Source organism: Limnohabitans sp. Rim8 (genome assembly GCF_945901735.1).
Classification (GTDB): domain Bacteria; phylum Pseudomonadota; class Gammaproteobacteria; order Burkholderiales; family Burkholderiaceae_C; genus Limnohabitans_A.
On record NZ_CAMDLM010000017.1, the window covers coordinates 1 to 23622 of the forward strand.

21 protein-coding genes and 1 other annotated feature are annotated in these 23622 nt (G+C 61.9%); of the genes, 18 read left to right on the forward strand and 3 right to left on the reverse strand.

What is annotated here, in order from left to right; genetic code table 11:
• The first annotated feature begins 51 nt into the window (after positions 1 to 51).
• Positions 52 to 1289, forward strand: a protein-coding gene (locus Q0O99_RS09830) for an IS3 family transposase (protein ID WP_293750895.1) whose coding sequence is annotated in 2 segments (ribosomal slippage) — positions 52 to 337 and positions 337 to 1289 — 1239 coding nt in all. Because the reading frame shifts where the segments join, the coding sequence is not laid out codon by codon here.
• Positions 333 to 449 (forward strand) — a sequence feature (AL1L pseudoknot). Its footprint overlaps the gene before it by 117 nt.
• Before the next feature lie 234 nt (positions 1290 to 1523).
• Here Q0O99_RS09830 and Q0O99_RS09835 read toward each other — a convergent pair.
• Positions 1524 to 2108: a TetR/AcrR family transcriptional regulator gene (locus Q0O99_RS09835; protein ID WP_293750896.1), complete on the reverse strand. Its 585-nt coding sequence runs from the start codon at positions 2106 to 2108 to the stop codon at positions 1524 to 1526.
• A 142-nt stretch (positions 2109 to 2250) separates the two neighbouring features.
• Here Q0O99_RS09835 and Q0O99_RS09840 point away from each other — a divergent pair, with 142 nt between their 5' ends.
• The 6 genes from Q0O99_RS09840 (at position 2251) to Q0O99_RS09865 (ending at position 7512) form a co-directional block, all read left to right on the forward strand.
• Complete coding sequence (locus Q0O99_RS09840) at positions 2251 to 3456, forward strand: acyl-CoA dehydrogenase family protein (protein ID WP_293750898.1); 1206 nt, start codon at positions 2251 to 2253, stop codon at positions 3454 to 3456.
• A 4-nt stretch (positions 3457 to 3460) separates the two neighbouring features.
• Positions 3461 to 4588 carry an acyl-CoA dehydrogenase family protein gene (locus Q0O99_RS09845; protein WP_293750900.1) on the forward strand — a complete coding sequence of 376 codons (1128 nt, stop codon included), beginning with the start codon at positions 3461 to 3463 and terminating at the stop codon, positions 4586 to 4588.
• Positions 4588 to 4764, forward strand: coding sequence for a hypothetical protein (locus Q0O99_RS09850; RefSeq protein WP_293750902.1), 177 nt, complete (start codon positions 4588 to 4590; stop codon positions 4762 to 4764). Before Q0O99_RS09845 ends, Q0O99_RS09850 begins: the two co-directional genes overlap by 1 nt.
• A 9-nt stretch (positions 4765 to 4773) precedes the next feature.
• Positions 4774 to 5382 (forward strand): glutathione S-transferase family protein, encoded by a 609-nt coding sequence (locus tag Q0O99_RS09855; protein WP_293750904.1) that lies wholly within the window; start codon positions 4774 to 4776, stop codon positions 5380 to 5382.
• 269 nt (positions 5383 to 5651) lie between these two features.
• Positions 5652 to 6455: an enoyl-CoA hydratase gene (locus Q0O99_RS09860; RefSeq protein ID WP_293750906.1), complete on the forward strand. Its 804-nt coding sequence runs from the start codon at positions 5652 to 5654 to the stop codon at positions 6453 to 6455.
• Between the two features lie 55 nt (positions 6456 to 6510).
• Positions 6511 to 7512, forward strand: coding sequence for a nitronate monooxygenase family protein (locus Q0O99_RS09865; protein WP_293750908.1), 1002 nt, complete (start codon positions 6511 to 6513; stop codon positions 7510 to 7512).
• 302 nt (positions 7513 to 7814) lie between these two features.
• Here Q0O99_RS09865 and Q0O99_RS09870 read toward each other — a convergent pair whose 3' ends face one another.
• Positions 7815 to 8723 carry a LysR family transcriptional regulator gene (locus Q0O99_RS09870; RefSeq protein ID WP_293750910.1) on the reverse strand — a complete coding sequence of 303 codons (909 nt, stop codon included), beginning with the start codon at positions 8721 to 8723 and terminating at the stop codon, positions 7815 to 7817.
• Between the two features lie 204 nt (positions 8724 to 8927).
• Here Q0O99_RS09870 and Q0O99_RS09875 point away from each other — a divergent pair, with 204 nt between their 5' ends.
• From Q0O99_RS09875 to rng, 8 genes are all read left to right on the forward strand, one after another.
• Entirely contained in the window at positions 8928 to 10172 is a 1245-nt protein-coding gene (locus tag Q0O99_RS09875; RefSeq protein WP_293750912.1) for a glycine/sarcosine/betaine reductase selenoprotein B family protein, read from the forward strand.
• Positions 10165 to 11007, forward strand: coding sequence for a TauD/TfdA family dioxygenase (locus Q0O99_RS09880; RefSeq protein ID WP_293750914.1), 843 nt, complete (start codon positions 10165 to 10167; stop codon positions 11005 to 11007). Before Q0O99_RS09875 ends, Q0O99_RS09880 begins: the two co-directional genes overlap by 8 nt.
• A gap of 70 nt (positions 11008 to 11077) precedes the next feature.
• Positions 11078 to 12052 carry a tripartite tricarboxylate transporter substrate binding protein gene (locus Q0O99_RS09885; RefSeq protein WP_293750916.1) on the forward strand — a complete coding sequence of 325 codons (975 nt, stop codon included), beginning with the start codon at positions 11078 to 11080 and terminating at the stop codon, positions 12050 to 12052.
• A gap of 178 nt (positions 12053 to 12230) precedes the next feature.
• A complete protein-coding gene (locus Q0O99_RS09890; RefSeq protein ID WP_293750918.1) occupies positions 12231 to 13790 on the forward strand; it encodes an acetolactate synthase large subunit in 1560 nt (519 codons plus the stop codon).
• Between the two features lie 51 nt (positions 13791 to 13841).
• Positions 13842 to 15119 carry a CaiB/BaiF CoA-transferase family protein gene (locus tag Q0O99_RS09895; protein ID WP_293750920.1) on the forward strand — a complete coding sequence of 426 codons (1278 nt, stop codon included), beginning with the start codon at positions 13842 to 13844 and terminating at the stop codon, positions 15117 to 15119.
• Positions 15120 to 15270: 151 nt separating this feature from the next.
• Entirely contained in the window at positions 15271 to 15975 is a 705-nt protein-coding gene (locus Q0O99_RS09900; RefSeq protein WP_293750922.1) for a hypothetical protein, read from the forward strand.
• Between the two features lie 852 nt (positions 15976 to 16827).
• Positions 16828 to 17430 (forward strand): nucleoside triphosphate pyrophosphatase, encoded by a 603-nt coding sequence (locus tag Q0O99_RS09905; RefSeq protein ID WP_293750924.1) that lies wholly within the window; start codon positions 16828 to 16830, stop codon positions 17428 to 17430.
• Positions 17431 to 17509: 79 nt separating this feature from the next.
• A complete protein-coding gene (gene rng, locus Q0O99_RS09910; RefSeq protein WP_293750926.1) occupies positions 17510 to 18982 on the forward strand; it encodes a ribonuclease G in 1473 nt (490 codons plus the stop codon).
• A gap of 6 nt (positions 18983 to 18988) precedes the next feature.
• On the opposite strand, the gene msbA is transcribed toward rng, so the two are convergent.
• On the reverse strand, positions 18989 to 20743 hold the full coding sequence (gene msbA, locus Q0O99_RS09915; protein WP_293751032.1) for a lipid A export permease/ATP-binding protein MsbA: 1755 nt from the start codon (positions 20741 to 20743) through the stop codon (positions 18989 to 18991).
• A 239-nt stretch (positions 20744 to 20982) separates the two neighbouring features.
• On the opposite strand from msbA, the gene tolB reads away from it, so the two are divergent.
• From tolB to ybgF, 3 genes are read left to right on the forward strand one after another with little or no spacing between them, the layout of a single operon-like run.
• Complete coding sequence (tolB, locus tag Q0O99_RS09920; protein WP_293751034.1) at positions 20983 to 22212, forward strand: Tol-Pal system beta propeller repeat protein TolB; 1230 nt, start codon at positions 20983 to 20985, stop codon at positions 22210 to 22212.
• A 40-nt stretch (positions 22213 to 22252) separates the two neighbouring features.
• Positions 22253 to 22801 carry a peptidoglycan-associated lipoprotein Pal gene (pal, locus tag Q0O99_RS09925; protein ID WP_293750928.1) on the forward strand — a complete coding sequence of 183 codons (549 nt, stop codon included), beginning with the start codon at positions 22253 to 22255 and terminating at the stop codon, positions 22799 to 22801.
• An 8-nt stretch (positions 22802 to 22809) separates the two neighbouring features.
• Positions 22810 to 23619: a tol-pal system protein YbgF gene (ybgF, locus tag Q0O99_RS09930; protein WP_293750929.1), complete on the forward strand. Its 810-nt coding sequence runs from the start codon at positions 22810 to 22812 to the stop codon at positions 23617 to 23619.
• Positions 23620 to 23622: the final 3 nt, after the last annotated feature.

Sequence of the window (23622 nt, forward strand, 5' to 3'; positions counted from 1 at the left end):
CTGAGTCGCCCCGGATTTTGAGGAGGCTCCACACTTTGAGAAGATGGAGCCATGAGCAAGAAATCAAACCGTTTTTCACCCGAGGTGCGCGAACGCGCTGTCCGCATGGTGCTCGAACACCGAGGCGAGTACCCCTCCCTTTGGGCCACCATTGAGTCCATTGCCCCAAAGATTGGCTGCGTGCCGCAAACCCTCAACGACTGGGTTCGACAGCACGAGGTTGACGAAGGCAGGCGCGATGGTGTCAGCTCTGACGAGCGAGCCCGCATCAAAGACCTCGAGCGCGAAGTCAAGGAACTGCGCAAAGCCAACGAAATCCTCAAGCTGGCGAGCGCTTTTTTTGCCCAGGCGGAGCTCGACCGCCGACTGAAGTCTTGAGGGCGTTCGTCGACAAACATCGCGATATCCAAGGGGTCGAGCCGATTTGCAAAGTGCTGCAAATCGCCCCGTCTGGCTACAGGTGCCACGCTGCCCGCAAACGCAAGCCCGAACTGCTTTGCGCCCGGGCCAAACGCGATGAAGCCCTAATGCCGCAGATCCAAGCCGTCTGGCAGGCCAACATGCAGGTCTATGGGGCCGACAAGGTCTGGCACCAGATGAACCGTGAAGGCACCAAGGTGGCACGTTGTACGGTCGAGCGGCTGATGAAGCGTCTGGGGTTACACGGTGTGCGCAGGGGCAAGGTCGTGCGCACCACGGTGCCGGACAAAGCAGCGCTTTGCCCTCTGGACAGGGTTAATCGCCAGTTCAAGGCCGATCGGCCCAACCAACTGTGGGTGTCGGACTTCACATACGTCAGCACCTGGCAAGGCTGGCAATACGTGGCCTTTGTGATTGATGTGTTTGCCCGGCGCATCGTGGGCTGGCGTGTCAGCAGTTCGATGCGCACGGACTTTGTGCTCGATGCGCTGGAGCAGGCTTTGTTTGACAGGCAACCCGGACGCTCGGATGCCTTGATTCATCATTCGGACAGGGGGTCGCAATATGTCTCCATTCTCTACACCGAACGCCTTGCCCAAGCAGGGATAGAACCCTCGGTGGGCAGCCGTGGTGACAGTTACGACAACGCCTTGGCCGATACGATCAATGGGCTGTACAAGGCTGAATTGATCCACCGCCGTGCGCCTTGGAAAACCAAGGAGGCACTGGAACTGGCGACCCTGGAATGGGTGGCCTGGTTCAACCATCACCGGCTGCTCAGCTCGATTGGGTATATTCCACCGGCTGAAGCTGAGGTGAACTACTACCGGCAGCTAGCCGGGCAGAACGAGACCGAGGTCTCAACTTAAACCAACTGGCCTCCATGAAACCCGGGGCGATTCAACAGAAAAGCCTTTGAAATCATTGGCTTACTGAAACACACCTACGCCAATGCTTGCTCTCCAACCGCCACTTATTGCACTGAAAACGAGAGGACCCCAAGCTGAATGACGGATTCCTGGCACCTCACCTGGCCTCCCCGACGCCGGCAGCGGCTACAAGCTCAGAATCCAGTGCCTCGCCGCTTGGGGCGGACATGTCAGTCATTCGATGTTGCCACGGACAAAACGAAAGGTCGTGGCGATGGTTTGAAGGTTCTGCGCCTCGGGCAGACGGCGGCGGCTGGACACGCGGACACCCTCATTGAACAGCACCAGCATGGCAGCCAACTCCTCGGCGCGCGCCGGTGTTGCGCCTGCATCCTCAAGGCAGGCCTGAAAGATGGGTTGCAAGTCGTCTATAAGCCGGCTGGCGCGCGAGGCGAGGTCATCATCGACTCCAGCCATCTCCAACACAGTGTTCACCAGCATGCAGCCCCAGTGCCCCCTGGCGCTGCCGGCGCCGCGCAGGCTGGTGAAACTGCGCTCGAAGAAGCTCTGCAAGGCGTCGATCGGCGGCATCTCGGCGCAGGCGCTTTGCAGCATCCCCAAGGTGCGCTTTGAAAACAGTTCGAGACACTCGATGAAGAGGCTGCGCTTGTCGGTGAACGTGGTGTAGAAGCTGCTGCGGGCAATGCCCATGGCCGTCAGAAGGTCGGCCAATGACGTGGCTTGGTAGCCTTTGCGCCAGAACAGTACCAATGCGCGGTCTACGGCTTTGGATCGATCGAATTCGAGGGGGCGTGCCATGTTGACATTCTGAACCATTTGGTACAGAATGCAAGCCAGCCCCAAACAAGGCTTGCCACGTATCGGCGGGTGTCACTTGCGCAATACCCACCGCCCGTCGCCTTCGGAACAATGCCCGGGCCAGAACTCGCGGAGAACCACGATGACACTGATGTTGAGCAAGGCGAACCAGGACTTCCGCGACGAGGTGCGGCGCTTTCTCGACGCCGAGCTCACCGACGAGCTGCGCACAGCGGGGCGACGTGGCACGGGCATCTTCTCCGAGATCGGCCCGGGCATGCAGTGGTTCCGCATCCTCGGCCGACGCGGATGGAACGTGCCGCACTGGCCGGTGGAGTGGGGCGGCACCGGCTGGACGCCGGTGCAGCACTACGTGTTCGCCAGTGAACTGGCGGCGGCCGATGCGCCGACCTTCGCCCCGCAGGGGCCGCGCATGGTCGCACCGGTGGTGCTGGCGTTTGGCACGCCCGAGCAGAGGGCAAACCTTCTGCCGCGCATCCGCAGCGGCGAGGACTACTGGGCGCAGGGATACTCCGAGCCCGGCTCGGGCTCGGACTTGGCCTCGCTGCAATGCCGTGCCGTGCGCGATGGCGACCACTACATCATCAATGGCAGCAAGATCTGGACCACGCACGCGCAGTACGCCAACAGGATCTTCTGCCTGGTGCGCACTGACGCGCAGGCCAAGGCGCAGAGCGGCATCAGCTTCCTGCTGTTCGACATGAAGCTGCCCGGCATCACCATCCGGCCGATCATCAGCATCTCCGGCGACCACGAGCTAAACCAGGTGTTTTTCGACGACGTGCGCGTGCCGACAAGTGCATTGCTGGGCGAGGAGAACCGCGGCTGGACGGTGGCCAAGTACCTGCTGCAGCACGAGCGTGGCGGCATGCATTCGCCGATGCTGCGCGCGCGGCTGCGCCGCCTTTACCAAGCGCGCGATGAGGCCTTCGTCGGACGGCCGACGGACGACACCGAGCGGCGCGACATCGGGCTGAAGCTGGCCGACGCCGCATGCCGCGTCGACGCCATCGAGGCGCTGGACTTGCGCACACTCGCGGCTAGCACGCGTGGCGAGGCGCCGAACCCGATTCAACCGTCGATCGGCAAGCTGCTGGGCTCCGAAACGCGGCAGCGGCTCACAGAGCTGAGCCTGCAGATCGCCGGCCTGGCTTCAGCGGCGCGCGTGAATCTTGCCGACGCATCCACGGGCGAGTTGTCGCTGCCTGAGGCGGCGGTGTTCGCGATGAGCAGCTACCTCAACGACCGCGCCGCTTCGATCTACGCTGGCACCAACGAGATCCAGCGCAATCTCATCGCCGGCCAGCTGCTGGGTCTTCGCGGTTGACACCATGAACACACCGCACGACTTCGACGAAACACAAACGCTTCTGCGCGACAGCCTGCAGCGTTGGCTGGAGCAGCGCTTCGCGTTCGAGCAGCGCCTCGCGCTGTTGCAGCGTCCTGACGGGCTTCAGAAGCTTTGGCAAGGCCTGGCGCAGGATCTGGGCGTGCTCGGTTGCGCGTTCCCCGAGCGCGTTGGCGGCACCGGCGGCAGCGCCGCCGAGCACCTGCTGGTGATGCAGGCGTTGGGCAACGCGCTCGCTGGCGAGCCTTATCTCGGTGCCGTGGTGATCTGCGGTGGGCTGCTGGCACGCTGCGGCGCCGACGAGCGGCTGGCCGCGCTGATCGATGGCCGCATCAGACCGGCCTGGGCCGGCGACGAAGCGGCGGCGCGGCATGACCGGCTGCCGACCCAGACTATGCTTAGGGCCCAGGGGCCAGGCTGGCGCCTGCGGGGGCGCAAGTCACTGGTGCTGGCGGCGCCAGGCGCGACGCACTTCATTGTGAGTGCGCAGCTCCACGGCGCCGTTGGCCTGGCCTGGGTGGCGTCAGACACGCCGGGCATCGCGCGCCGCGACTACCGCACAGTGGATGGCGGCTGGGCCAGTGAGCTGGCCTTCGACGTGACCCTGCCGGCCGACGCGCTACTGTGCGAACCCGGAATTGCGGCGCAGCAGGCGCTGGAGCGTACGCTGGACGAGGCCACGCTGGCGCTGTGCGCCGAAGCGCTGGGTGTGATGCACCAATTGCAGCACGCGACCACCAACTACGCGCGTCAGCGCAAGCAGTTCGGGCAGCCGATCGCCGCGTTCCAGGTGCTGCAGCACCGCGTCGCCGACATGCACATCGCACGCGTGCAGGCCGAAGCGTTGACCTGGACGTCGCTGCTGCAGCTCGACGCCGACGCGGTGCACCGCGAACGCGCGGTTTCATCGGCCAAGGTGATGACCTCTCGCGCATGCCGTCTCGTAGGCCAGGGCGCGGTGCAGATCCACGGCGGCATGGGCATGACCGAGGAGTTGGCGGTGGGTCACTACTTCCGCCGCGCGACGATGATCGAGGCGCAGTTCGGTTCCGTGGACTGGCACCTGCGGCGCGTGGAGCAGCGGGCCGACGGCGATCCGCGAAGTGCATGATGAACAAGCCCGTATGCCCGATCCTTGGAGCCGGCGCCGGCGTCGGTACCGAATTGGCCAACACCTGCTTCCACATTGCGCACCAGCACCGCTCGGCTTTGACTTTCGAGATGGATCTGCGCGCGCACTCTGACCTGGCCTGGTGGAACCGTGCCGGCAACCCGGACCTGAAATAGGAAACACCCGTGCTGAAACTGCACCATGCCCCCAACAGCCGCGCCGGGCGCATCGTCTGGCTGCTGGAAGAACTGCAATTGCCCTACGAACTCAATCGTATGGAGTTCAGCCCCAAGGCGTTGAAGTCCGACGAGCATCGCGCGCGCCACCCGTTGGGCCGGGTGCCGGTATTGGAGGACGGCGAGGTGATGATCTATGAGTCGGGTGCGATCGTCGAGTACCTCATCTCACGCCACAGCGACGGCACGCTGAAGCCGGCCGTGAATTCACCGCTGTTCCCGAAGTATTTGCAGTGGTTCCACTACTGCGAGGGCATGGTGATGCCGCCGATCAATACCATCGTCGTCCACACCTTGTTGCTGCCTCCAGAGCGGCGAAACGAAGAGACTCTCGGGCAAGCCAAGCGTCTGTTGGTCAAGGCATTGGAGCCATTGAACGAGAACATGGCCGGCAAGGATTACATGATCGGTGACCTGTCCGGCGTGGACTTCATGCTGGGCCACGCTTGCTACATGTCACGCCGGGTGGGCTGCATGCCCGAAGACATGACCCAACTGCATGCCTACGTCAAGCGCCTGGAGGCGCGGCCGGCGTTCGAGAAGGGTATCAAGACGTGACCAGTGTACAGCATGATGTCGCATCGGCGCGTGAGCGTAGGCCTTGCCCAGTGAGTCCTCCGGAGGATGATTGTGACCAGAACGATTGAACCAATCTTTGACTTTGTCAGCCCCAATTGCTACTTGGCCTGGCAGCCTCTGCGTGCGGTGACCGCACGGCAGGGCGCGCATCGAGATCACGCTGCTGGAAAACAGCTGATCGGTTCAGCATGTCTGCTGGCAGTCCTGAGGTCCCCTTACGAACCCCAATGCAGTTGCGAAGGAACCTTATGAGCCAAGACCTGTTGGAAACGATCGAAGGCGGCATCGCCACGCTGACCATGAACCGCCCAGAGACGCGCAACGCGCTGTCGCTGGCCATGTTTGACGGCCTGTCCGAGGCCCTGCCTCGACTGGCCAACGACCCTGCGGTGCGCTTGGTGGTGCTCACCGGCGCCGGCGCGGCCTTCTGTTCTGGCGGCGACGTCAAGGGCTTCGCCCAGCGCGCTGGCGGCGAGGTATCGGCTACCAGCTTCGACCACAAGGTCACAGATCTACGCACCCGAATGGAAGTCAGCCGGTGGCTGCACGAGATGCCCAAGCCGACGTTGGCGGTGATCCCTGGCCCTGCGGCGGGTGCAGGCCTGTCCTTGGCCCTGGCCTGCGACCTTCGCATCGCCTCCGACGATGCCAAGCTGACCACCGCGTTTTCCAAGATTGCCCTGTCCGGTGATTTCGGTGGCAGCTACTTCCTCAGCCACCTCGTCGGCGCTGCCAAGGCACGTGAGATGTACTTCACCGGCAACGTGATCACCGGAGCTGAAGCCCAGTGCATCGGCCTGGTCCACCGTGCGGTGCCTTCTGCCCAGCTGCCAGAAGCGGCCCGATCATGGGCGGCCGAACTGGCCGCTTTGCCCACCATTGCCGTGGGCTACATGAAGCGCAATCTGAACACCAGCTTGCGTGGAGGCTCGCTGTCCGATGTGCTGGACTGCGAAGCGATACACATGATCCGCACGTTCGAGACGTCCGATCACAAGTCAGCCGCGCAGGCCTTCGTCGGAAAGCGGGCGCCGAGCTTCCAGGGTCGATGAGCGCTGGTTGGCCCGACCCTAACTTTCCATCTTGTTCAACCCTAGTCCTCTGTCCATGACCGCACCTGCCCGCTACCTACCCCCGATCCTCGAGAACCTGAGCTTCCCCGTGATTGGTTCCCCGTTGTTCATCATCAGCAACCCCAAGCTGGTCATCGCGCAGTGCAAGGCAGGGGTAGTGGGCGCGATGCCCGCGCTCAATGCCCGGCCCGCTTCGCAGCTTGACGAATGGCTGGCCGAGATCACCGAAGCGCTTGCCGCGCATGACAAGGCGCACCCGGAGTCGCCGGCTGCGCCGTTTGCCATCAACCAGATCGTGCACAAGAGCAATGATCGGCTTGAGCACGACATGCAGGTCTGCGCCAAGTACAAGGTGCCGATCGTCATCACCAGCCTCGGCGCGCGTGATGACGTGAACCGTGGCGTGCATGCCTGGGGTGGTGTGGTGCTGCACGACGTCATCAACAATACCTTCGCGCGCAAGGCTATCGAGAAGGGTGCCGATGGTCTGATCCCGGTGGCTGCGGGCGCCGGAGGACATGCCGGTGTGAAGAGCCCATTCGCAATCGTGGCCGAGATCCGAGAATGGTTTGGGGGCCCGGTGGCGCTGTCGGGCGCCATCTCGTCTGGCGGCGCCATCCTGGCCGCGCAGGCCATGGGTGCCGATCTGGCCTACATCGGATCGGCCTTCATCGCTACGCCGGAAGCCCGCGCCGTGGAGGGCTACAAGCAGATGATCGTCGAGAGCAACTCCGATGACATCGTGTACACCAACTTCTTCAGAGGGGTCTATGCCAACTACCTCAAAGGCAGCATCCGCAATGCGGGCATGGATCCCGACAACCTGCCGCGGATCGATACGAACAAGATGGACTTCGCAAGCGGCGAAGGCGGGGGGCCGGTCAAGGCTTGGAAGGACATCTGGGGCTGCGGCCAGGGCATCGGCGCCATTCGCGAGGTGCTGCCAGCGGGCGAACTGGTGGCGCGCCTCAAGCGGGAGTATGGCGAGGCCAGAGCGCGCATCTGCGCCCGATCAATTGCAAGGGCCCATGATTGACACGACGATCGCGGCGCAGCTCAGTGCAAACGTCATGGAGCCAGTCGCGCACTGGGAACCGCCATGCCGTAACGCTCGGGTGGACGCACCACGTTTGCCGTTGCCTCATGCACGACGCGCCACGCAGAGTTCACCTAGAAAGGGACTAGCGGCCACTGGCATTGATCGCCATCGAGACGGTGTGGATTGCGACCTTCGTGCTGGCAGCGGTTGTTTGGGTTCGGTGATAGGGTGGATCCTTCCTGCATCTGCACAATTCCGGTACCTCGCACCGTGATCAAATTCGCGTGTTCAGCGTTGCGTCATCCGGTCACGTAGAGCCTTCGAGAGTGCGTCCGCAGGAGCTCGACACACCGATCAACAATCGGCGACACCTCGTCGCTGCGACGATAGAGCGCAATCCTGCGTTGGAAGCGCGCCTGTTCCGCGCTGAAGGTAGTCAGCCCTCGTGCTTGCGGCGTCCGAGTCGCTGCCTCGCCGAACAACGTCAGGAAGTCCGTCCCGGGCAACATGGGCCAGATCTGCGACACAGACTCGGAGACCTCCAACGCGACGACCGGTGGTGGTGCGCCCGCCTCGGCCAGTCGCTCCTCAAGTGCGCGGCGAACCATCGCCCCGGGCCCAGGCAAGATCCATCGGTAGTCGCTGAGCGCGGCCAGTGAGAACTTCCGACGCTGCAACGGGTGGCCACTGCGTGCCACGATGACGATGTCGTCGTCGAACAGCGATTCGGACAAGAATCCTGCTCCGACTTGCGACGTAGAAGCGCAGACCACCAAATCGTAGTCGCCTTTCGAGAGGCCACGCAGAAGCGCGTCCCCGAGTCCCAGATTCAGGCGAATCTGCGCGAGCGGGCGCCCCTGGAGCAGTTCCATCGCGACCGGCGCGACCAGCTGTTGAATGTACTGGGTCGACGCCCCAATCCGCAGGACGCTCAAGGAGCCGAGCTGGATGGCCGCGGCCTCACGCACCGCTTCGGCCAGTCCCTGGTGGGCCAGTTGTGCCCTGCCTTGAAAGCGCCTGGCAACTTCAGTCAGCCGCATCCCGCGGGGGCCCCGCTCGAAGAGCTCGAATCCGACCTCGCTCTCGAGGCGCTTGATCGCCTTGGTGATCGTCGGCTGCGGCACATCCAGGTCCATGGACGCGCGTCGAACACCGCCGCTCGCGGCGACGGCGAAGAAGAGGTCGAGATCGTCCAGTCTGATGCCCATTGCGCCCCCGAATCAATTGCGGCTCACCCGCCAAAGTGCGAAGCGTTCCGATTCCAAAGTGTAATCGCATTCCTTTCGATTGGAATCCCAGCTGGAGGCCCTGCGGACTATGCTTTCTAATGCATAGAGGTCAGTAAAGATGGAGGTTAGTAAGACATGGTGAGGCTCTCGGATCTGTCGAGGTATGACCGCGACCATGTGCTGATGAAGCAGCTCCCGCCGCTCGAGCCTTTCTCCTGGGTCGAGCGCCCCAAACCGGTCAGCGAGATGCGGTTCGCCGTGATCACGACCGCCGGACTTCACGTCCGGGGCGAAGAAAACTTCGAACTGTCAGATGCTTCCTACCGTGTCATTGCCAGCGACCAGGACACGGCCAAGCTCATCATGTCGCACGTGTCGACGAATTTCGATCGGTCCGGATTTCGTGATGACGTGAATGTCGTCTTCCCGCTTGACCGGTTTCGTGAACTCGCGGCGGACGGTGTGATCGGCGGTCTGGCTTCGGCGCACTATAGTTTCATGGGCGGCGGGCTGATGCCGGACGCGTACGAGACATCGGTGCGCTCGCTCGCTTCCCTTCTCAAACGCGACGGTGTGGACGCGGTGTTCATCACACCGGTTTGCCCAAACTGCACGCGTGCCACCTGCGCCATCGCGCACTATCTTGAGTCCGAAGGCATCCTGACCACGGGCATTGCACTGGTCCGCGAAAATGCCACAGCGCTTCGGCCACCACGCCTCCTGTGGGTCACATTCCCATTTGGGTACCCGCTCGGCAAGCCCAATGATCCGGCCTTCCAACGCCGGGTGATTGAGGCGGGCCTCGACCTTCTCAATCGATCGTCCGGCCCCGTCCTGGAAGACTGCGCAGATGAGTTGCCACCGATCGATCTTGAGTCGGTCGACGCCTGCCCGGTCAATTTCTCCCAACCTGGGCGGAATGCGTCCACCTGGCGTGCGCGGTTGGCCAACGAGCGGATGCTGCTCCAGCCCTGGTATGAGATGAGCCTTCGTCGTCGCGGACGGACCATGGTCGGACTGTCCCGGGACGGAATTGGCGACATCCTCGACATGGTCGGAAGCTGGCTCGACGACCGCAAACAACCCTTTCCCAAGACCAAGGTTTTCAAGTTCGGGATCGAAGATGCGAAAGCCTGGTACAGCGAAGCGCTCAGCGCCCAGCCGGGCGAATATGGTCCAGGTCAGGTCGAGCGCGTTCTGTACCACGAGACGGTGCTCGGCGCTGCGTTGAAGGAGTACTTCAACCATTTCGCCACCGACCCCAAGACGATCATTACGGCGCGCCTGATTGCCCCGCGATGGGCGATGGAAGCCTCGACTGGAGCGGGCGCCATCGACAAGCACGGAAACCTGGTGGAACAGCCGGCAGCCAAGGCCATGCGCGAAGCTGAACAGCACGACGCCGGCAAAGGAGACTCACATGATTGAAATCAAACCGATTCGCGAGGGCTTTGGCGCGGATGTTTCCAGTGTCGACCTGGCCAACATCACGGACCAGGAGTTCGAGGTCATCTACAAGGCCTGGCTCGACTATGGCGTTTTGCGCTTCAGGGGCCAGACCCTCGACAAGGCCGGTCTTCAGGCCTTCAGCCAGCGATTCGGTCCGCTTGAGCAAATCCCGATCGGCCGGATGAGCGTAGAACGCCGCGCCAAAATCGACAACCTCTACGTGACAGCGATCTCCAATATCGTCGTGAACGGCAAGCCGATCGGCGGGCTGGGCAGTGGCGAGGCCGAATGGCACTCGGACATGACTTATCTCGACAACCCGCCGCCTGCAAGCGTGTTGCTTGGAGTCACGATCCCGCCGCATGGTGGGGACACCTTTTTTGTCGACCAGCGCGCCGCCTATGAGCGCTTGCCTGACGCGCTGAAGGCGCGGATCGAAGGGCTGACCCTCAAGCACGACGCCGCCCATACCAGCGTCGGCGAGTTGCGGACTGGCTTCGAACCTTTCGACGACCCGCGAGACGCGCCGGGAGCAGTCCACCCGATCGTTCGTGAGCACAGCGAGACCGGCGCGAAGTGCCTCTATCTGGGCCGTCGGGACTGGGCCTACATCCCGGGCTTGTCGCTCGAGGACAGCGAAGCACTGCTCGACGAACTCTGGAGCCATGCCATCCCCGAAGACGTCATCGTTGAGCAGAACTGGACGCCAGGCGACGTGATCATCTGGGACAACCGGCGCTGCCTGCACCGGCGCTCGGAGATCGATCCGACGACACAGAGACTGCTACTGCGGTGCCAAGTATTGGCGCGCTAGACGGCCTCCGCCCGCTATGGCGGGTGATGCAGGCGACAGGGCCGAATCGACTTTATACAAGGAGACTGTCATGACCTTCACCCGCCGCCAGACTCTTGGCTTGGCCGCTGCCGCGCTGCTCACCGGCCCTGTCTCGGCCCAGACCGGCGACTGGCCGAGCCGTCCCATCACGCTGATCATTCCCTTCCTTCCAGGCACCTCACCGGACATCACGATGCGCCCCTTGGTTGAGGCGATGGGGGCGACCCTGAAGCAGCCCATCGTCGTCGAGAACCGGGCCGGGGCCGCTGGGAGCCTGGGAGCCCAACTCGCCGCACGCGCCGCACCTGATGGCTACACCTGGATGTATGCCGCCAATGTGCATGCGGCGACAATGCGCATGCGCAAGAATCCAGGCTTCGACATCCTGAAGGATTTCACCATGGTCGGACGCACTGGCACGGCCGAGATGCTGCTGGTGGCGCCGGTCAATTCTGGCCTGAAGACTTTGAAGGACTTGGTCGACCTGGCGCGCAAGAACCCGGGCAAGCTGAACTTCGCATCGGGCGGCCCGGGTTCGCCAGCGCATCTGGCGGCCGAATTGATGCTCAGCACCGCCGGAGTGACGGCCACCCACATCCCTTTCAAGGGTGCATCGGAGTCGCTCACGGCCGTGATAGGCAAGCAGGTCGACTTCGCGATGATCTTCACCTCGGTAGCACTGCCGCAAGTGAAGGCCGGCAAGGTCGCCGTGCTGGGCATCACGTCGGGCACACGCAATCCGATAGTCTCCGATGTGCTGACGCTGGTCGAGCAGGGTTTGGCCGGCGTCGAGGTGACCGGCTTCGGCGGTCTGGCCGTGCCAGCGGGCACGCCACCTGCCATCGTCAATCGCATCTGGGAGGTGATGCGCGAAGCCTTGGCCCGTCCGGACATTCGCGCCAAGATGGAAGCTCAAGGTAACCCGCCCAGACCGGCCGGCCCCGAGGAGTTCGCGGCGGCAATGCGCGCCGAGATCGTGCTGACCGAAAGGATGATGAAGGTGGCGCGAATTGAAGCAGAGTAGCCATGGACGCTGCCGACGCCCGAACAACGGGCAATGCCAGCCCTGCGGCCGGACCTGACCGGGGGCCCATGCGTATGTCCGACGGCCGACATCGACCACGCCATGCTGCGCTCTTGCGTCGAAATGTCTTTGGTCAAGGACCATGTTGCCTGAACACTTCACTCCGAGAGGAACACCGATGACTCAAGCCAGCGCCGAACGCAGCGGAGCCGTGGCCCTTGTCCAGACCTTCGTCGAAGCAGGTGTCAAGGTTTGCTTTGCCAATCCGGGCACCTCCGAGATGCACTTTGTCGCTGCGCTCGACACCAACCCCGAGATGCGGTGCGTGTTAGGCCTCTTTGAAGGCGTTGTCACGGGGGCAGCCGACGGCTATGGACGGATGACCGGCACGCCGGCCGCGACGCTGCTGCATCTGGGCCCTGGTCTGGCCAATGGTTTGGCCAATTTGCACAACGCCAAGAAGGCGTTCACACCGCTGGTCAACGTGGTCGGTGACCATGCCAGCTATCACCGCAAGTTCGATGCGCCCCTAACCTCCAACATCGAAGGCATAGCTGCGCCGGTTTCGGGCTGGGTACGAGCATCCAGGTCTGCCGATGAGGTCGGCGCAGATGGATCGGCTGCGATCCAGGCGGCCTTGTCACCCCCGGGCCAAGTGGCCACACTGATCCTGCCTGCCGACACGGCTTGGAATACGACCCGCCGCCTCTCCTCGCCTGTGCAGCGACCCATCCCAGCCGCGTTTGATCCCGCGCATGTGGACGCCACGGCGAAGGTGCTGCGTGGCGGCGAACCGGCTGTCATGCTTATCAACGGTCGGCTGGATGCGGGCCGGCTCGTTCTAGCACAGCGCATTGCCAAGGCCAGCGGTGCTCGACTCATCACCGACACCTTCGTATCGCGGCAACAGCGAGGGGCCGGCCGGGTCAGTCCGATTCGACTGCCCTATTTCGGGGAGCAGGCGGCGGAAGTATTGGCGGGTACGCGGCATCTGATCTTGGTGGGCACCCAGGCGCCCGTGACCTTCTTTGCCTACCCTGGGAAACCCTATTGGCTTACGCCCGATAGATGCGCGCTGCACACTTTGGTCGAACGCGAGGCAGACGTCGACGGCGCGCTGGATGCACTCGGCCAGGCCTTGTCCATCCAGGCAACCAAGGCTGACCTTGCGCCGCTCGAACGTTCGCCGTTGGCCAGCGGTGGTCTCAACCCGAAAACCATCGCCGCTGCGGTTTCGCACTACTTGCCTGACAACGCCATCGTGGTGGACGAAGGTGGCACGTCAGGCGCAGCCACAAGCGCCGCGACCCGCACGGCGCCGCCCCATGATTGGCTGCAGTTGACTGGCGGCTCGATCGGGTATGCCATGCCCACGGCCACTGGTGCGGCCATCGCCTGCCCCGACCGAAGGGTGATCTGCCTCCAGGGCGACGGTGGAGGCATGTACACCTTGCAGGCATTGTGGACACAGGCGCGCGAGCAACTCGACATCACCACCATCATCTTCGCCAACCGAAAGTACAGCATTCTTCAGGTCGAGTTGGCGCGTGTGGGCGCCAGGCCGGGTCCGAAGGCCACAAGCATGCTGGAGCTCACCAACCCTGAACTTTCATGGGTGCAGATGGCGCAAGGCATGGGGGTTGCCGCATGGCGCGCGACGAGTGCCGACGAGTTCAACGCCGCCTTGGCGGCCGCATTGCGAACGCGTGGACCGTCTCTGATCGAGGCGATGATCTGAGCTGGGCAGTGCTACTGATCGTGTCAATCAACTTCATTGAATGCCCGGACCATGACGCAGCAATCCGATCCACATGCAGGCGCCGCCGGTGCCAGCCAAGAAGTCCACGGCCCCCTGCACGGCATCCGTGTGCTTGACCTGTCGAGGGTGTTTGCTGCCCCATGGTGCATGCAGATCCTGGGCGACATGGGGGCGGACATCATCAAGATCGAGCGGCCCGGCGTGGGCGACGAGTCGCGCCAATGGGGGCCGCCCTTCCTGAAGGACAAGGAGGGCAATGCGACACGCGAATCAGCCTATTTCATGTCGACCAATCGCAACAAGCGGTCGGTGGCGGTGGATCTGTCCAACCCGCAGGGTCAGGCGTTGATACGCAAGATGGCTGAATCTGCAGACATCTGCATCGAGAACTTCAAGGTGGGTGACCTGGCGCGCTACGGCCTCGACTATGCGTCGCTGGCGAAGATCAACCCACGCCTTATCTACTGCTCGGTGACAGGTTTTGGCCAAGACGGCCCTTGGGCTTCACGCCCCGGCTATGACTATCTGTTCCAGGGTTTGGGCGGGATCATGAGTGTCACCGGCGAGCGCGACGACAAGCCGGGCGGGGGCCCTCAGCGCGTGGGCCTGCCGTTGGTGGACCTGTTCACCGGCATGTATTCGACCGTCGCCATTTTGGGGGCCCTGCATCACCGCGATCAAACCAGTGAGGGACAACACATCGACATGTCGCTGTTCGCGACGGTCATGGCCGTCAGTTCCGGTCACTTGTCGAACTATCTGGTCGGCGGCAAGCTCCCTGGCCGTACTGGCAATGTGTCGCCGAACATTGGTCCGTACGGCGTGTACCCTTGCTCGGACGGCCTGCTCATCATAGCCAGCGCCAACCAGTCGCAGTTTGTGGCGCTCTGCAAGGCACTGGGGCATTCTGAATGGGCGAGCGACCCGCGTTTTGCCGACAACGGCGGACGAATGGCGCATCAAGAGGTGCTGTACGAACTCTTCGCGGAAGTGTTGAAGACGCGCACCCGTTCGGACTGGGAAGAGCTGTTCATGGAAGTGGGCGTGCCCGCTGGCCCCATCAATAACTACCAGCAGGCGCTTGACCATCCGATGGCCAAGCACCAGAAGACCCGATTGAGCCTGAAGCATCCGTTGGGGGTCGAGGCACCCGGCATTGCGAGCCCGCTCAAGTTTTCAAAAACACCCGTGACCTATCGGCGCCCGCCACCGATGCTGGGCCAACACACCAGCGAAGTGCTCAATGAGATGGGCCTGGACCAGGCTGAGATCGATCAACTGGTCAAGAGCGGCGCCATCAGGCTATGAACAAGGGCGAGGGCACTGGCGGTCCGGCCGGGATCAAGCACCAGGGCCAGCAACGTCAAGGGTCGGCTGCGCCTTGGCGGCGTGAGCGTCCTGACGGCCAGGCCACGACGCTTGGCTCTGCCCAACCCACACCGGACCCATCGGAGTGCAAATGAAAGCTGGCTACATCATCTTGGCCCTGCCTATGCCGGCCCTCGCCTCATCCTGCACGACCTTGGAAGGCGTGCAAGACATCATGCGCTACGAGATCAGTCTGGCGAGTTCTGATCAAGCAGACACAACCGTGACCCAGGTGCAGAACAAGCTTCATGCGAGGGGGAGACGGGCCAGTCTCATGGTGGCCTTCTTTGGCTTGGATACCAAGCTGCCCAGGGTCGCTGATCGAGGTGTTAGCCTAGGCGCTGGCGGTAAAGATGGAATGCCGGTCATCTTCTCGCATGAAGTCGACGTCAGCACCATGCAGGCTGGAGACTTAAAGGTCACCACTGCTTCAGGGAAAATCGGTCAGGTTCTGTGTGCATCGCTTGCCCCTGCGGATTATCCGGGCGAGCTCAGAACGGCGCTGCTTGCAGGCGAGTTTGGCAGTCCGGAAGATCAGCCCGCAAAGGTGGAAATCTTGGGTAACATTCTTTCGATCGATCGGTCCGTCAACTTCAAGGGCGAGTCGATGGGTGTCTCCCGACTGGAAGAAGGGGCGACCATTGTTTTCGCTGAGAGCGTTCCGAAAGATCGTTGGGATCTGGGCAAAACCGGCACTCGACTGAGATGGGGGGGGCGGTACGGGATGCCCGTTGGGTGCCAAGAACGTGGTACGGGTCGTCTGGGCCGGGTGCGTTTCCAAACCCGGTGGCGATGAAGCCGACGACAAGGTGCGGGAGCAGTACAAGATGACTCTGAGGACGAGTAAGGGCGCTGCATCTGACGTGGTTCCGTTTGCGCTGGCCGATCAGAATAACTGCGACAACAACCATCTGCTTTGTCTGGATGCGGAAGGGACGCCCGAGTCCGTGTCCTTCCCGGCAGGCTTTCTGGCCGATCCCAGGGGTGATCTGAACCCGAACACGAGAGCAGCGATTTCGAAGTTGTTCGAAGGGAGATCGTTGTTGGCAACTGGCAGGTGTCGTCATTGCCTTGCGTGGCTTCGTGGCGTTCCATCTCTCTCCTCGCCGGCCGCCAAGCCAATTCGCGCGACGGCAAAGCGATTGCATTCATCCAATCGAATCGCTGTGCCGATGACCAACATGCTTCCAGCGCTTGCACCTTAAGGTATCGAGGAAACGGGGTTTTTGCCATTGAAAGGGTTGCGCTGCAGTGATGCCAAATTGCCGTGCAACCATCGAGACGGAGCTGCTGGGCTCGTTGGTTTGTCAGACGATTTCAAGCTTTTGCTCGGAGGTCCAGCACCAGCGGCGCTGAACGCTTGTCACCACTTCAACCCGAGAGGGCGTTGCTGAAGCCATAGTCATATCATGGTCTTATTCCTGTTTTTTAGTTTAAGGAATACCGACGCGACTGTGTTTCAGGGAGGCTAACTCACCGATATCAGGCGACAATACGTAGCACAGTGGGCCTGTTCGTTGCACCCGTAGACTTACACCAGAACTTACACGGGCAGGTTTTGGCTGATTCAGTTAGTGATCGCTACCGTTGAAAGCCATTTAAACCCAACCATATAGACCAAGCCCTTGAAAAAACCTTACCACCGCGAATGAGCTACTTCATTTACCTCGCCTCTCAAAGCCCTCGGCGCAGCCAATTGCTGGAACAAATCGGAGTGGCCCACAAACTGTTGTTGCCCGGGCCTGACGAAGACGCCGAGTCGCTGGAAGCTGTGCGTGGTGCGGAAGCGCCAGCACGCTACGTGGCGCGGGTCACAGGCCTCAAACTCGATGCCGCTGTGCTGCGCTTGCAACGCCAAGCCTTGCCAGACGCGCCCGTGTTGTGCGCCGACACCACGGTGTGCTTGGGCCGCGATATGTTGGGCAAACCGAAGGACAAAGCCGATGCGGTGCGCATCTTGCAGCGTCTAGGGGGCCAATCCCACCGCGTGTTGACCGCTGTAGCCGTGCAACAGGGCGCCCGGCGTGTGGCCGCCGTTTCCGAGTCCTGGGTGCGCTTTGCCCCCATGTCGCTGGCGCAGATCCAGGCTTACGTGGTCACGGACGAGCCGATGGGCAAAGCCGGCGCATACGGGGTGCAGGGCAGGGCGGCTGCCCATATTGAAAAGATCCGTGGCAGTTATTCAGGCATCATGGGTTTGCCGCTGTTTGAGACGGCTGCCTTGCTGCGCTTGCTGGGCGTTCGCTGTTGACCTTTGGCACCTGACGTGACGCGCCTCGGCTCTGCGGCGAACGGTTAGTTGTTGTCACTCCCCCTTTTTGATGCCCCTCATGCAACAAGATATTTTGGTCAATTGGTCGCCCCAGGAAACACGGGTCGCGGTGGTCGAGTTTGGCGCGGTGCAAGAGCTGCATGTCGAGCGCACGCTGGAACGCGGTCTGGTGGGGAATGTGTACTTGGGCAAAGTGGCCCGCGTGCTGCCGGGGATGCAATCGGCCTTCATCGACATTGGCCTCGACAAGGCGGCTTTTTTGCATGTGGCCGATGTTTGGCAAAAACACGCCGAAGGCGAAGCCGCTGCCGCCCGCACGGGCCAGCCGCTGGTGCCCATCGAAAAGCAGGTGTTCGAAGGCCGCGCCATCATGGTGCAGGTGATCAAGGACCCTTTGGGGACCAAAGGCGCGCGCCTGTCCACCCAGATCAGCATTGCAGGTCGGCATCTGGTGTTTTTGCCGCAAGACGACCACATCGGGGTGTCGCAAAAAATCCCTTCAGAGCAGCGCGATGCGCTGCGCCAAAGGGTGCAAGCTTTGGTCGGCCACGCCGGTGGCGGCTTCATTTTGCGCACCAACGCCGAAGACTCGAGCGACGAAGAGTTGCAAGACGACATCGCTTACCTGCGCAAGACCTGGACCCGCATCAAAGAGGCCTCTTTGCGGCGGCCGCCCACCTCCATCCTGCATCAAGACTTGACGCTGTTGCAACGCGTGTTGCGCGACCTGGTGGGCGAGGCCACGCAAAGCATCCGCATCGATTCGCAAGAACAGTTTGCCAAGCTGCAGGACTTTGGGCTCGAGTTCATGCCCAAAGCGGCCGAGCGCCTGCAGTTGTACAAAGGTGAACGCCCGATTTTTGACCTGTATGCCATCGACGAGGAAATTGCCAAGGCGCTGGGCCGGCGGGTGGAACTGAAATCGGGCGGGTACCTGATCATTGACCAAACCGAGGCGCTGACCACAGTGGACGTGAACACGGGCGGTTATGTCGGCGCGCGCAATTTTGAAGACACGATTTTCAAAACCAATTTGGAAGCAGCACAGGCCATTGCCCGGCAACTGCGCCTGCGCAACCTGGGCGGCATCATCATTGCCGACTTCATCGATATGGCCCGCCCCGAACATCAAGAGGCTGTGTTGGCCGAGTTCCGCAAACAGCTGTCGCGTGACCGCGTGAAAACCATGGCCGGGGGCTTTTCCTCACTGGGCTTGCTGGAAATGACGCGCAAGCGCACCCGCGAATCTTTGGCCCACATGCTGTGCGAACCCTGCCCGAGTTGCCAGGGCAAGGGCATTGTCAAGACGCCGCGCTCGGTGGTGTACGACATCTTGCGCGAGATCCTGCGCGAAGCGCGTCAGTTCGACCCGCGCGAGTTCCGCATTGTGGCCACGTCGGCGGTCATTGACTTGCTGCTGGACGAAGAAAGCCAGCACTTGGCGGGCTTGTCGGACTTCATTGCCAAGCCGATTTCACTCCAAGTCGAGGCCGCCTTGGGGCCTGAGCAATACGACATCGTGCTGCTCTGAGGCCACTCAGGCCTGCAGCGCAGGGGCCCATTCGCCTCGGTGGTGCAGTCGCGCATAAGCGCCACCACTTGCCAGCAACTCGGCGGGTGAACCTTGCTCAACAATCTGGCCGCGATCCATCACGATGACCCGGTCGGCATGCTCGATGGTGGACAGTCGGTGCGCCACGATCAAGGTCGTGCGGCCCTGCATTAGTTTTTGCAGGGCGTCCTGCACCAGCCGTTCAGACTCGTTGTCCAGAGCCGAGGTGGCCTCGTCCAGAATCAAAATAGGAGCATCCTTGTACAGAGCCCGGGCAATCGCCAGGCGCTGGCGCTGCCCCCCCGAGAGCTGGTTGGCGTTGTGGCCCAAATCGGTGTCCATGCCTTGGGGCAGGGTTTGCACATGGGACCACAAATTGGCCGCCTCCAGGCATTGCTGCACTTTGTTGCGGTCGGGCGTGTGGCCCAAGCTCACATTGGCCGCCAAGCTGTCGTTGAACATCACCACATCTTGACTGACCATGGCCAGCTGGCTGCGCAAGCTGTCGAGCTGCCACAGCGGCAGGGGCACGCCATCGAGCAGCACCTGGCCAGTGGTCGGGCTCAAAAAGCGCGGCAACAGTTGGATGAGCGTGGTTTTGCCGGCCCCCGACGTGCCCACCAGGGCCACCGTTTCGCCCGGCGCCACGCTCAGATGGATGTTCGCCAATGCAGGTGCACCGTCCGGGTTGAACTGCACGGACACGTCCTGCCACGCCAGGGCGCCGTTGGCCCGCAGCGTTTGGTGTTGGCCTTGGCTTTCTTCGGGCGCGTCGTGCATCAGGGCCAAGCCACGCTCCAGCGCGGCCAAGCCCCGCGTGATGGGGTTGGCCACGTCGGCCAGACGTTTGATAGGCGCGATCAGCATCAACATGGCCGTGATGAAGGCCACAAAACTGCCCACCGTGGTCCCCGATCCGGCTTCGCGGCTTTGCACCAGCGCGATCACGAGCACCAAGGACAGGGCAATCGCCGCCATGATTTGCGTCAGCGGTGTCATGGCGGACGAGGCTACCGTGGATTTGAGCGCCAAGCGCCGCAGGCGCTGCCCCAGCGCATTGAAGCGCCCCATTTGTTGCGCCTGGGCCCCGTGCAAGCGCACCATGCGGTGGGCCAGCACGTTTTCTTCCACCACATAGGCCAGATCGTCGGTGGCTTTTTGGCTTTCCTTGGTCAGCCCATACAAGCGGCGAGACAGCACTTTCATGATCCAACTCAGCCCAGGAGCCACAGTGAACACCACCACCGTGAGCTGCCAGTTCAGCCACATCAAATAACCAATCAGGGCCAGCAGGGTGAAGCCGTCGCGGGTCAAGCCGATCAGGGCCGACACCAGCTGCGATGCACCAATTTGCACTTCATACACCACGGTGTTGGACAAGGCGCTGGCCGACTGGCGACTGAACAGCGACAAATCGGCCCGCACCAGTTTGGCAAACAAGTCGCTGCGCAGTTTTTCCATGCCGTCATTGGTCACACGTGCCAGCGCGTACTGCGCCACAAAGTGCGCCAGACCACGCAGGCCAAAAAGGCCAATGACCACCAGTGGAATGGACCACAGGGGCAAACTGTTTTCGGCGAAGCCGTTGTCCAGCAAAGGCTGGAACAGGGCAGGAATCAGGGGTTCGGTCAGGGCGGCGACCAAAGTGGCCCCAATGGCCAGCGCCCAGACGCCACGTTGCCGCCAAAAATAGGGTTTCAGGCGCAACAAGCGCTGGGCAATGCCAGGCTGTGGGGTCATGCCCGTGGGCGGTGTGGAGGCGGTTGGGACTTCAGACATGGATTTTGCTATTCTAAGAGGCTGTTCTGTCGCCCTGTTCTCTGCAACGCAGTCTTTGCGCTAGTGTGCAGAAATCGGTCAAAAAGAGGTCTGCACGGTGTACGATTGGCGTTTTGATTTGTAATGCCCTGCTGTTGATGCTCATGAATCTGTTTTGCACACCTGTCCGCCGTCTGGGTTCGCTGTTGGTTTGGCTCTGGATGTTGTTGGCCACCAGCAGTTCACTGGCGCAGTTCCGTGTCGAAGTCACGGGCGTGGGTCTGACCCAATTGCCCGTGCTGGTGGCGCCTTTCAAGGGCGAAGCCCAGGCCGGCCAGAAGATGTCCCAGATTGTGCAAGCCGACTTGGCCCGCAGCGGCCAGTTCAATCCTTTGCCTGCAGAAAGTCTGGCGCTCGACGAAATGAGCCGCCCAGATTGGTTGGCCCTGCGGCCCTTGTCGGCCGAGGCCCTGGTGGCGGGATCGGTCACGCGCCTGGCCAACGGCCGCTACGATGTGAGGGCCCGACTGTGGGACGCGGTCAAGAGACAAGAAAAGTCTGATTTCAGGGACAACGTCACCGCTGCAGATCTGCGTTTATCGGCCCACCGTGTGTCCGACTGGGTGTACCAGCAGCTGACGGGCACCCCCGGTGTGTTCACCTCGCGCATCAGCTATGTCACCAAATCCAGTGGCCGCTACAACCTGTGGATTGCCGATTCTGATGGGGAGGGCGCACGCTCTGCGCTCAGCAGTCCAGAGCCCATCATCTCCCCCTCGTGGTCGCCCGCGGGCACGCAACTGGCCTATGTGTCTTTTGAGTCACGCAAGCCCGTGGTCTATGTGCACGAATTGGCCAGTGGTCAGCGCAGGGTGGTGGCCAACTTCAAAGGCTCCAACAGCGCACCAGCATGGGCCCCTGACGGCCGTTCGATTGTGGCCACGCTCAGCCGCGATGGTGGCTCGCAGCTCTACAGGGTGTCCTTGCACGGCGGTGAGCCCCAGCGCCTGACCTCGGGCAACATCAACACCGAACCGGCGTTTTCGCCGGATGGCAACACCTTGTACTTTGTCAGCGACCGGGGTGGTAACCCCCAAATTTACAAAATGCCTGCACAAGGCGGGCCTGCCGACCGGGTGACTTTTTCTGGCAACTACAACATCTCTCCGGCCATCAGCTCCGATGGTCGCTGGCTGGCCTATGTCTCTCGACTGCCTGGCGGCTTCCGCTTGCACCTGATGGAACTGTCCACTGGTCAGGTCACCGCCTTGACGGACACCAACGCCGATGAGCGCCCCAGTTTTGCTGCTAACAGCCGTTTGCTGGTGTATGCCACGCAGCAAGGCGGTGAAGCCTTGATGACCACCACACTGGATGGGCGCATCAAAGCCCGTTTGGCTGTTCAAGGCGGCGACATCCGCGAGCCGCATTGGGGTCCGGTGCGGCCCTGAGTTCTGAATTTCAAATCCGGTTTTATCCATGAGGTTGCATATGAAAAAGCATTTTTGGTCGTTGTTGATGGTCTCTGCGGTTCTGGCCGGTTGTGCCTCGGGCGTCAAGCTCGATGACGTTCCGGTAGAAGACAAGTCCGCAACTTCTGTGGGCTCAGGCCAGGGCGTCGCCATCCAAGGCATTGGCGTGGCTCAGGGTAGCGCGCAGACCGCTGTGGCGTCCGTCGCGGCCAGCCAGGTCAGTGCCGGTCAAGGCCCTGCTGGTATTGCCCATGTGGTGTTTTTTGACTATGACAGCTTTGTTCTTCGCCCCGAAGCCCGTCCCGTGATCGCTTCACATGCCCAGTTTTTGCAAACCAACAAGCAGCGCAAAGCCAATCTGGAAGGCCACACCGATGACCGTGGCGGCCGTGAATACAACCTGGCTTTGGGTCAAAAGCGCGCCGATGCGGTGCGCCAGGCGCTGAGCTTGCTGGGCGTGCCCGAGTCGCAACTGGAAGCCGTGAGCTTTGGCAAGGAAAAGCCCTTGGCCACCGGCAGCTCCGACATCGATCAGGCGCAAAACCGCCGAGTTGAAATCCGTTACTGAGGCCTGCCATGCAACCCGTTCGCTCCGTCTGGCGAAGCGCCGCCATGACCTTGACCTTCTGCTTTGCAAGCTTGTCCAGTCCAGCGCAAGCGGCGTTGTTTGGCGGGGACGATGAAGCGCGTCGGGCCATCCTCGATTTGCGCCAGCGGCTGGAGCAATCCCAAAATGTCACCCGCGCCTTGATCGAGCAAAACGCTCAGTCTCAAAATCAGACACAAATCCAGGCGATTGCCCAGCTGCGCAGTGCGCTGCTGGATTTGCAAGGACAAATCGACCGCCTCAAATCGGAACTGGCGCAAAGCTTGGGCGCACAAGAGCGCTTGGCGCGCGACCTGACGGAATTGCAGTTGCGTCAAAAAGACGTGCTCAGCACTGTCGACGACCGCTTGCGCCGCTTTGAGCCAGTGCTCGCCATCATCGATGGCCGGGAGGTGATGGTCGATCCTGCTGAAAAAGCCGACCATGACAAAGCTATGGCGTTGTTTCGCCAGGCCGATTTTGCTGCGGCGGAGAACGCGCTGACGTCATTTGTGCTGCGGCATGGGGCCAGTGCGTATGTGCCCTCAGCGTTGTTCTGGTTGGGCAACGCCCAGTACGCCAACAAGGCTTACAAGGAATCCATGGCGAATTTCCAGAAGCTGCTGAGCATGGCGCCAAATCACCCGCGTGCGGCCGAGTCCATGCTGGCCATCTCCAACATTCACATTGAACTCAAGGACATGATGGCGGCGCGTAAAACTCTGGAGGATTTGATTGCAACCTATCCTCAGGCCGAAACGGCTGGCACCGCCCGCGAGCGCCTGAGCCGCCTGCGCTGAAAT

Excerpts from the sequence above, each read along its gene's own strand:
- Q0O99_RS09835 (WP_293750896.1), bottom strand. The coding sequence starts at position 2,108 with ATGGCACGCCCCCTCGAATTCGATCGATCCAAAGCCGTAGACCGCGCA.
- Q0O99_RS09840 (WP_293750898.1), top strand. The coding sequence starts at position 2,251 with ATGACACTGATGTTGAGCAAGGCGAACCAGGACTTCCGCGACGAGGTG.
- Q0O99_RS09845 (WP_293750900.1), top strand. The coding sequence starts at position 3,461 with ATGAACACACCGCACGACTTCGACGAAACACAAACGCTTCTGCGCGAC.
- Q0O99_RS09850 (WP_293750902.1), top strand. The coding sequence starts at position 4,588 with ATGAACAAGCCCGTATGCCCGATCCTTGGAGCCGGCGCCGGCGTCGGT.
- Q0O99_RS09860 (WP_293750906.1), top strand. The coding sequence starts at position 5,652 with ATGAGCCAAGACCTGTTGGAAACGATCGAAGGCGGCATCGCCACGCTG.
- Q0O99_RS09865 (WP_293750908.1), top strand. The coding sequence starts at position 6,511 with ATGACCGCACCTGCCCGCTACCTACCCCCGATCCTCGAGAACCTGAGC.
- Q0O99_RS09870 (WP_293750910.1), bottom strand. The coding sequence starts at position 8,723 with ATGGGCATCAGACTGGACGATCTCGACCTCTTCTTCGCCGTCGCCGCG.
- Q0O99_RS09875 (WP_293750912.1), top strand. The coding sequence starts at position 8,928 with ATGAAGCAGCTCCCGCCGCTCGAGCCTTTCTCCTGGGTCGAGCGCCCC.
- Q0O99_RS09880 (WP_293750914.1), top strand. The coding sequence starts at position 10,165 with ATGATTGAAATCAAACCGATTCGCGAGGGCTTTGGCGCGGATGTTTCC.
- Q0O99_RS09885 (WP_293750916.1), top strand. The coding sequence starts at position 11,078 with ATGACCTTCACCCGCCGCCAGACTCTTGGCTTGGCCGCTGCCGCGCTG.
- Q0O99_RS09890 (WP_293750918.1), top strand. The coding sequence starts at position 12,231 with ATGACTCAAGCCAGCGCCGAACGCAGCGGAGCCGTGGCCCTTGTCCAG.
- Q0O99_RS09895 (WP_293750920.1), top strand. The coding sequence starts at position 13,842 with ATGACGCAGCAATCCGATCCACATGCAGGCGCCGCCGGTGCCAGCCAA.
- Q0O99_RS09900 (WP_293750922.1), top strand. The coding sequence starts at position 15,271 with ATGAAAGCTGGCTACATCATCTTGGCCCTGCCTATGCCGGCCCTCGCC.
- Q0O99_RS09905 (WP_293750924.1), top strand. The coding sequence starts at position 16,828 with ATGAGCTACTTCATTTACCTCGCCTCTCAAAGCCCTCGGCGCAGCCAA.
- rng (WP_293750926.1), top strand. The coding sequence starts at position 17,510 with ATGCAACAAGATATTTTGGTCAATTGGTCGCCCCAGGAAACACGGGTC.
- msbA (WP_293751032.1), bottom strand. The coding sequence starts at position 20,743 with ATGACCCCACAGCCTGGCATTGCCCAGCGCTTGTTGCGCCTGAAACCC.
- tolB (WP_293751034.1), top strand. The coding sequence starts at position 20,983 with ATGTTGTTGGCCACCAGCAGTTCACTGGCGCAGTTCCGTGTCGAAGTC.
- pal (WP_293750928.1), top strand. The coding sequence starts at position 22,253 with ATGAAAAAGCATTTTTGGTCGTTGTTGATGGTCTCTGCGGTTCTGGCC.
- ybgF (WP_293750929.1), top strand. The coding sequence starts at position 22,810 with ATGCAACCCGTTCGCTCCGTCTGGCGAAGCGCCGCCATGACCTTGACC.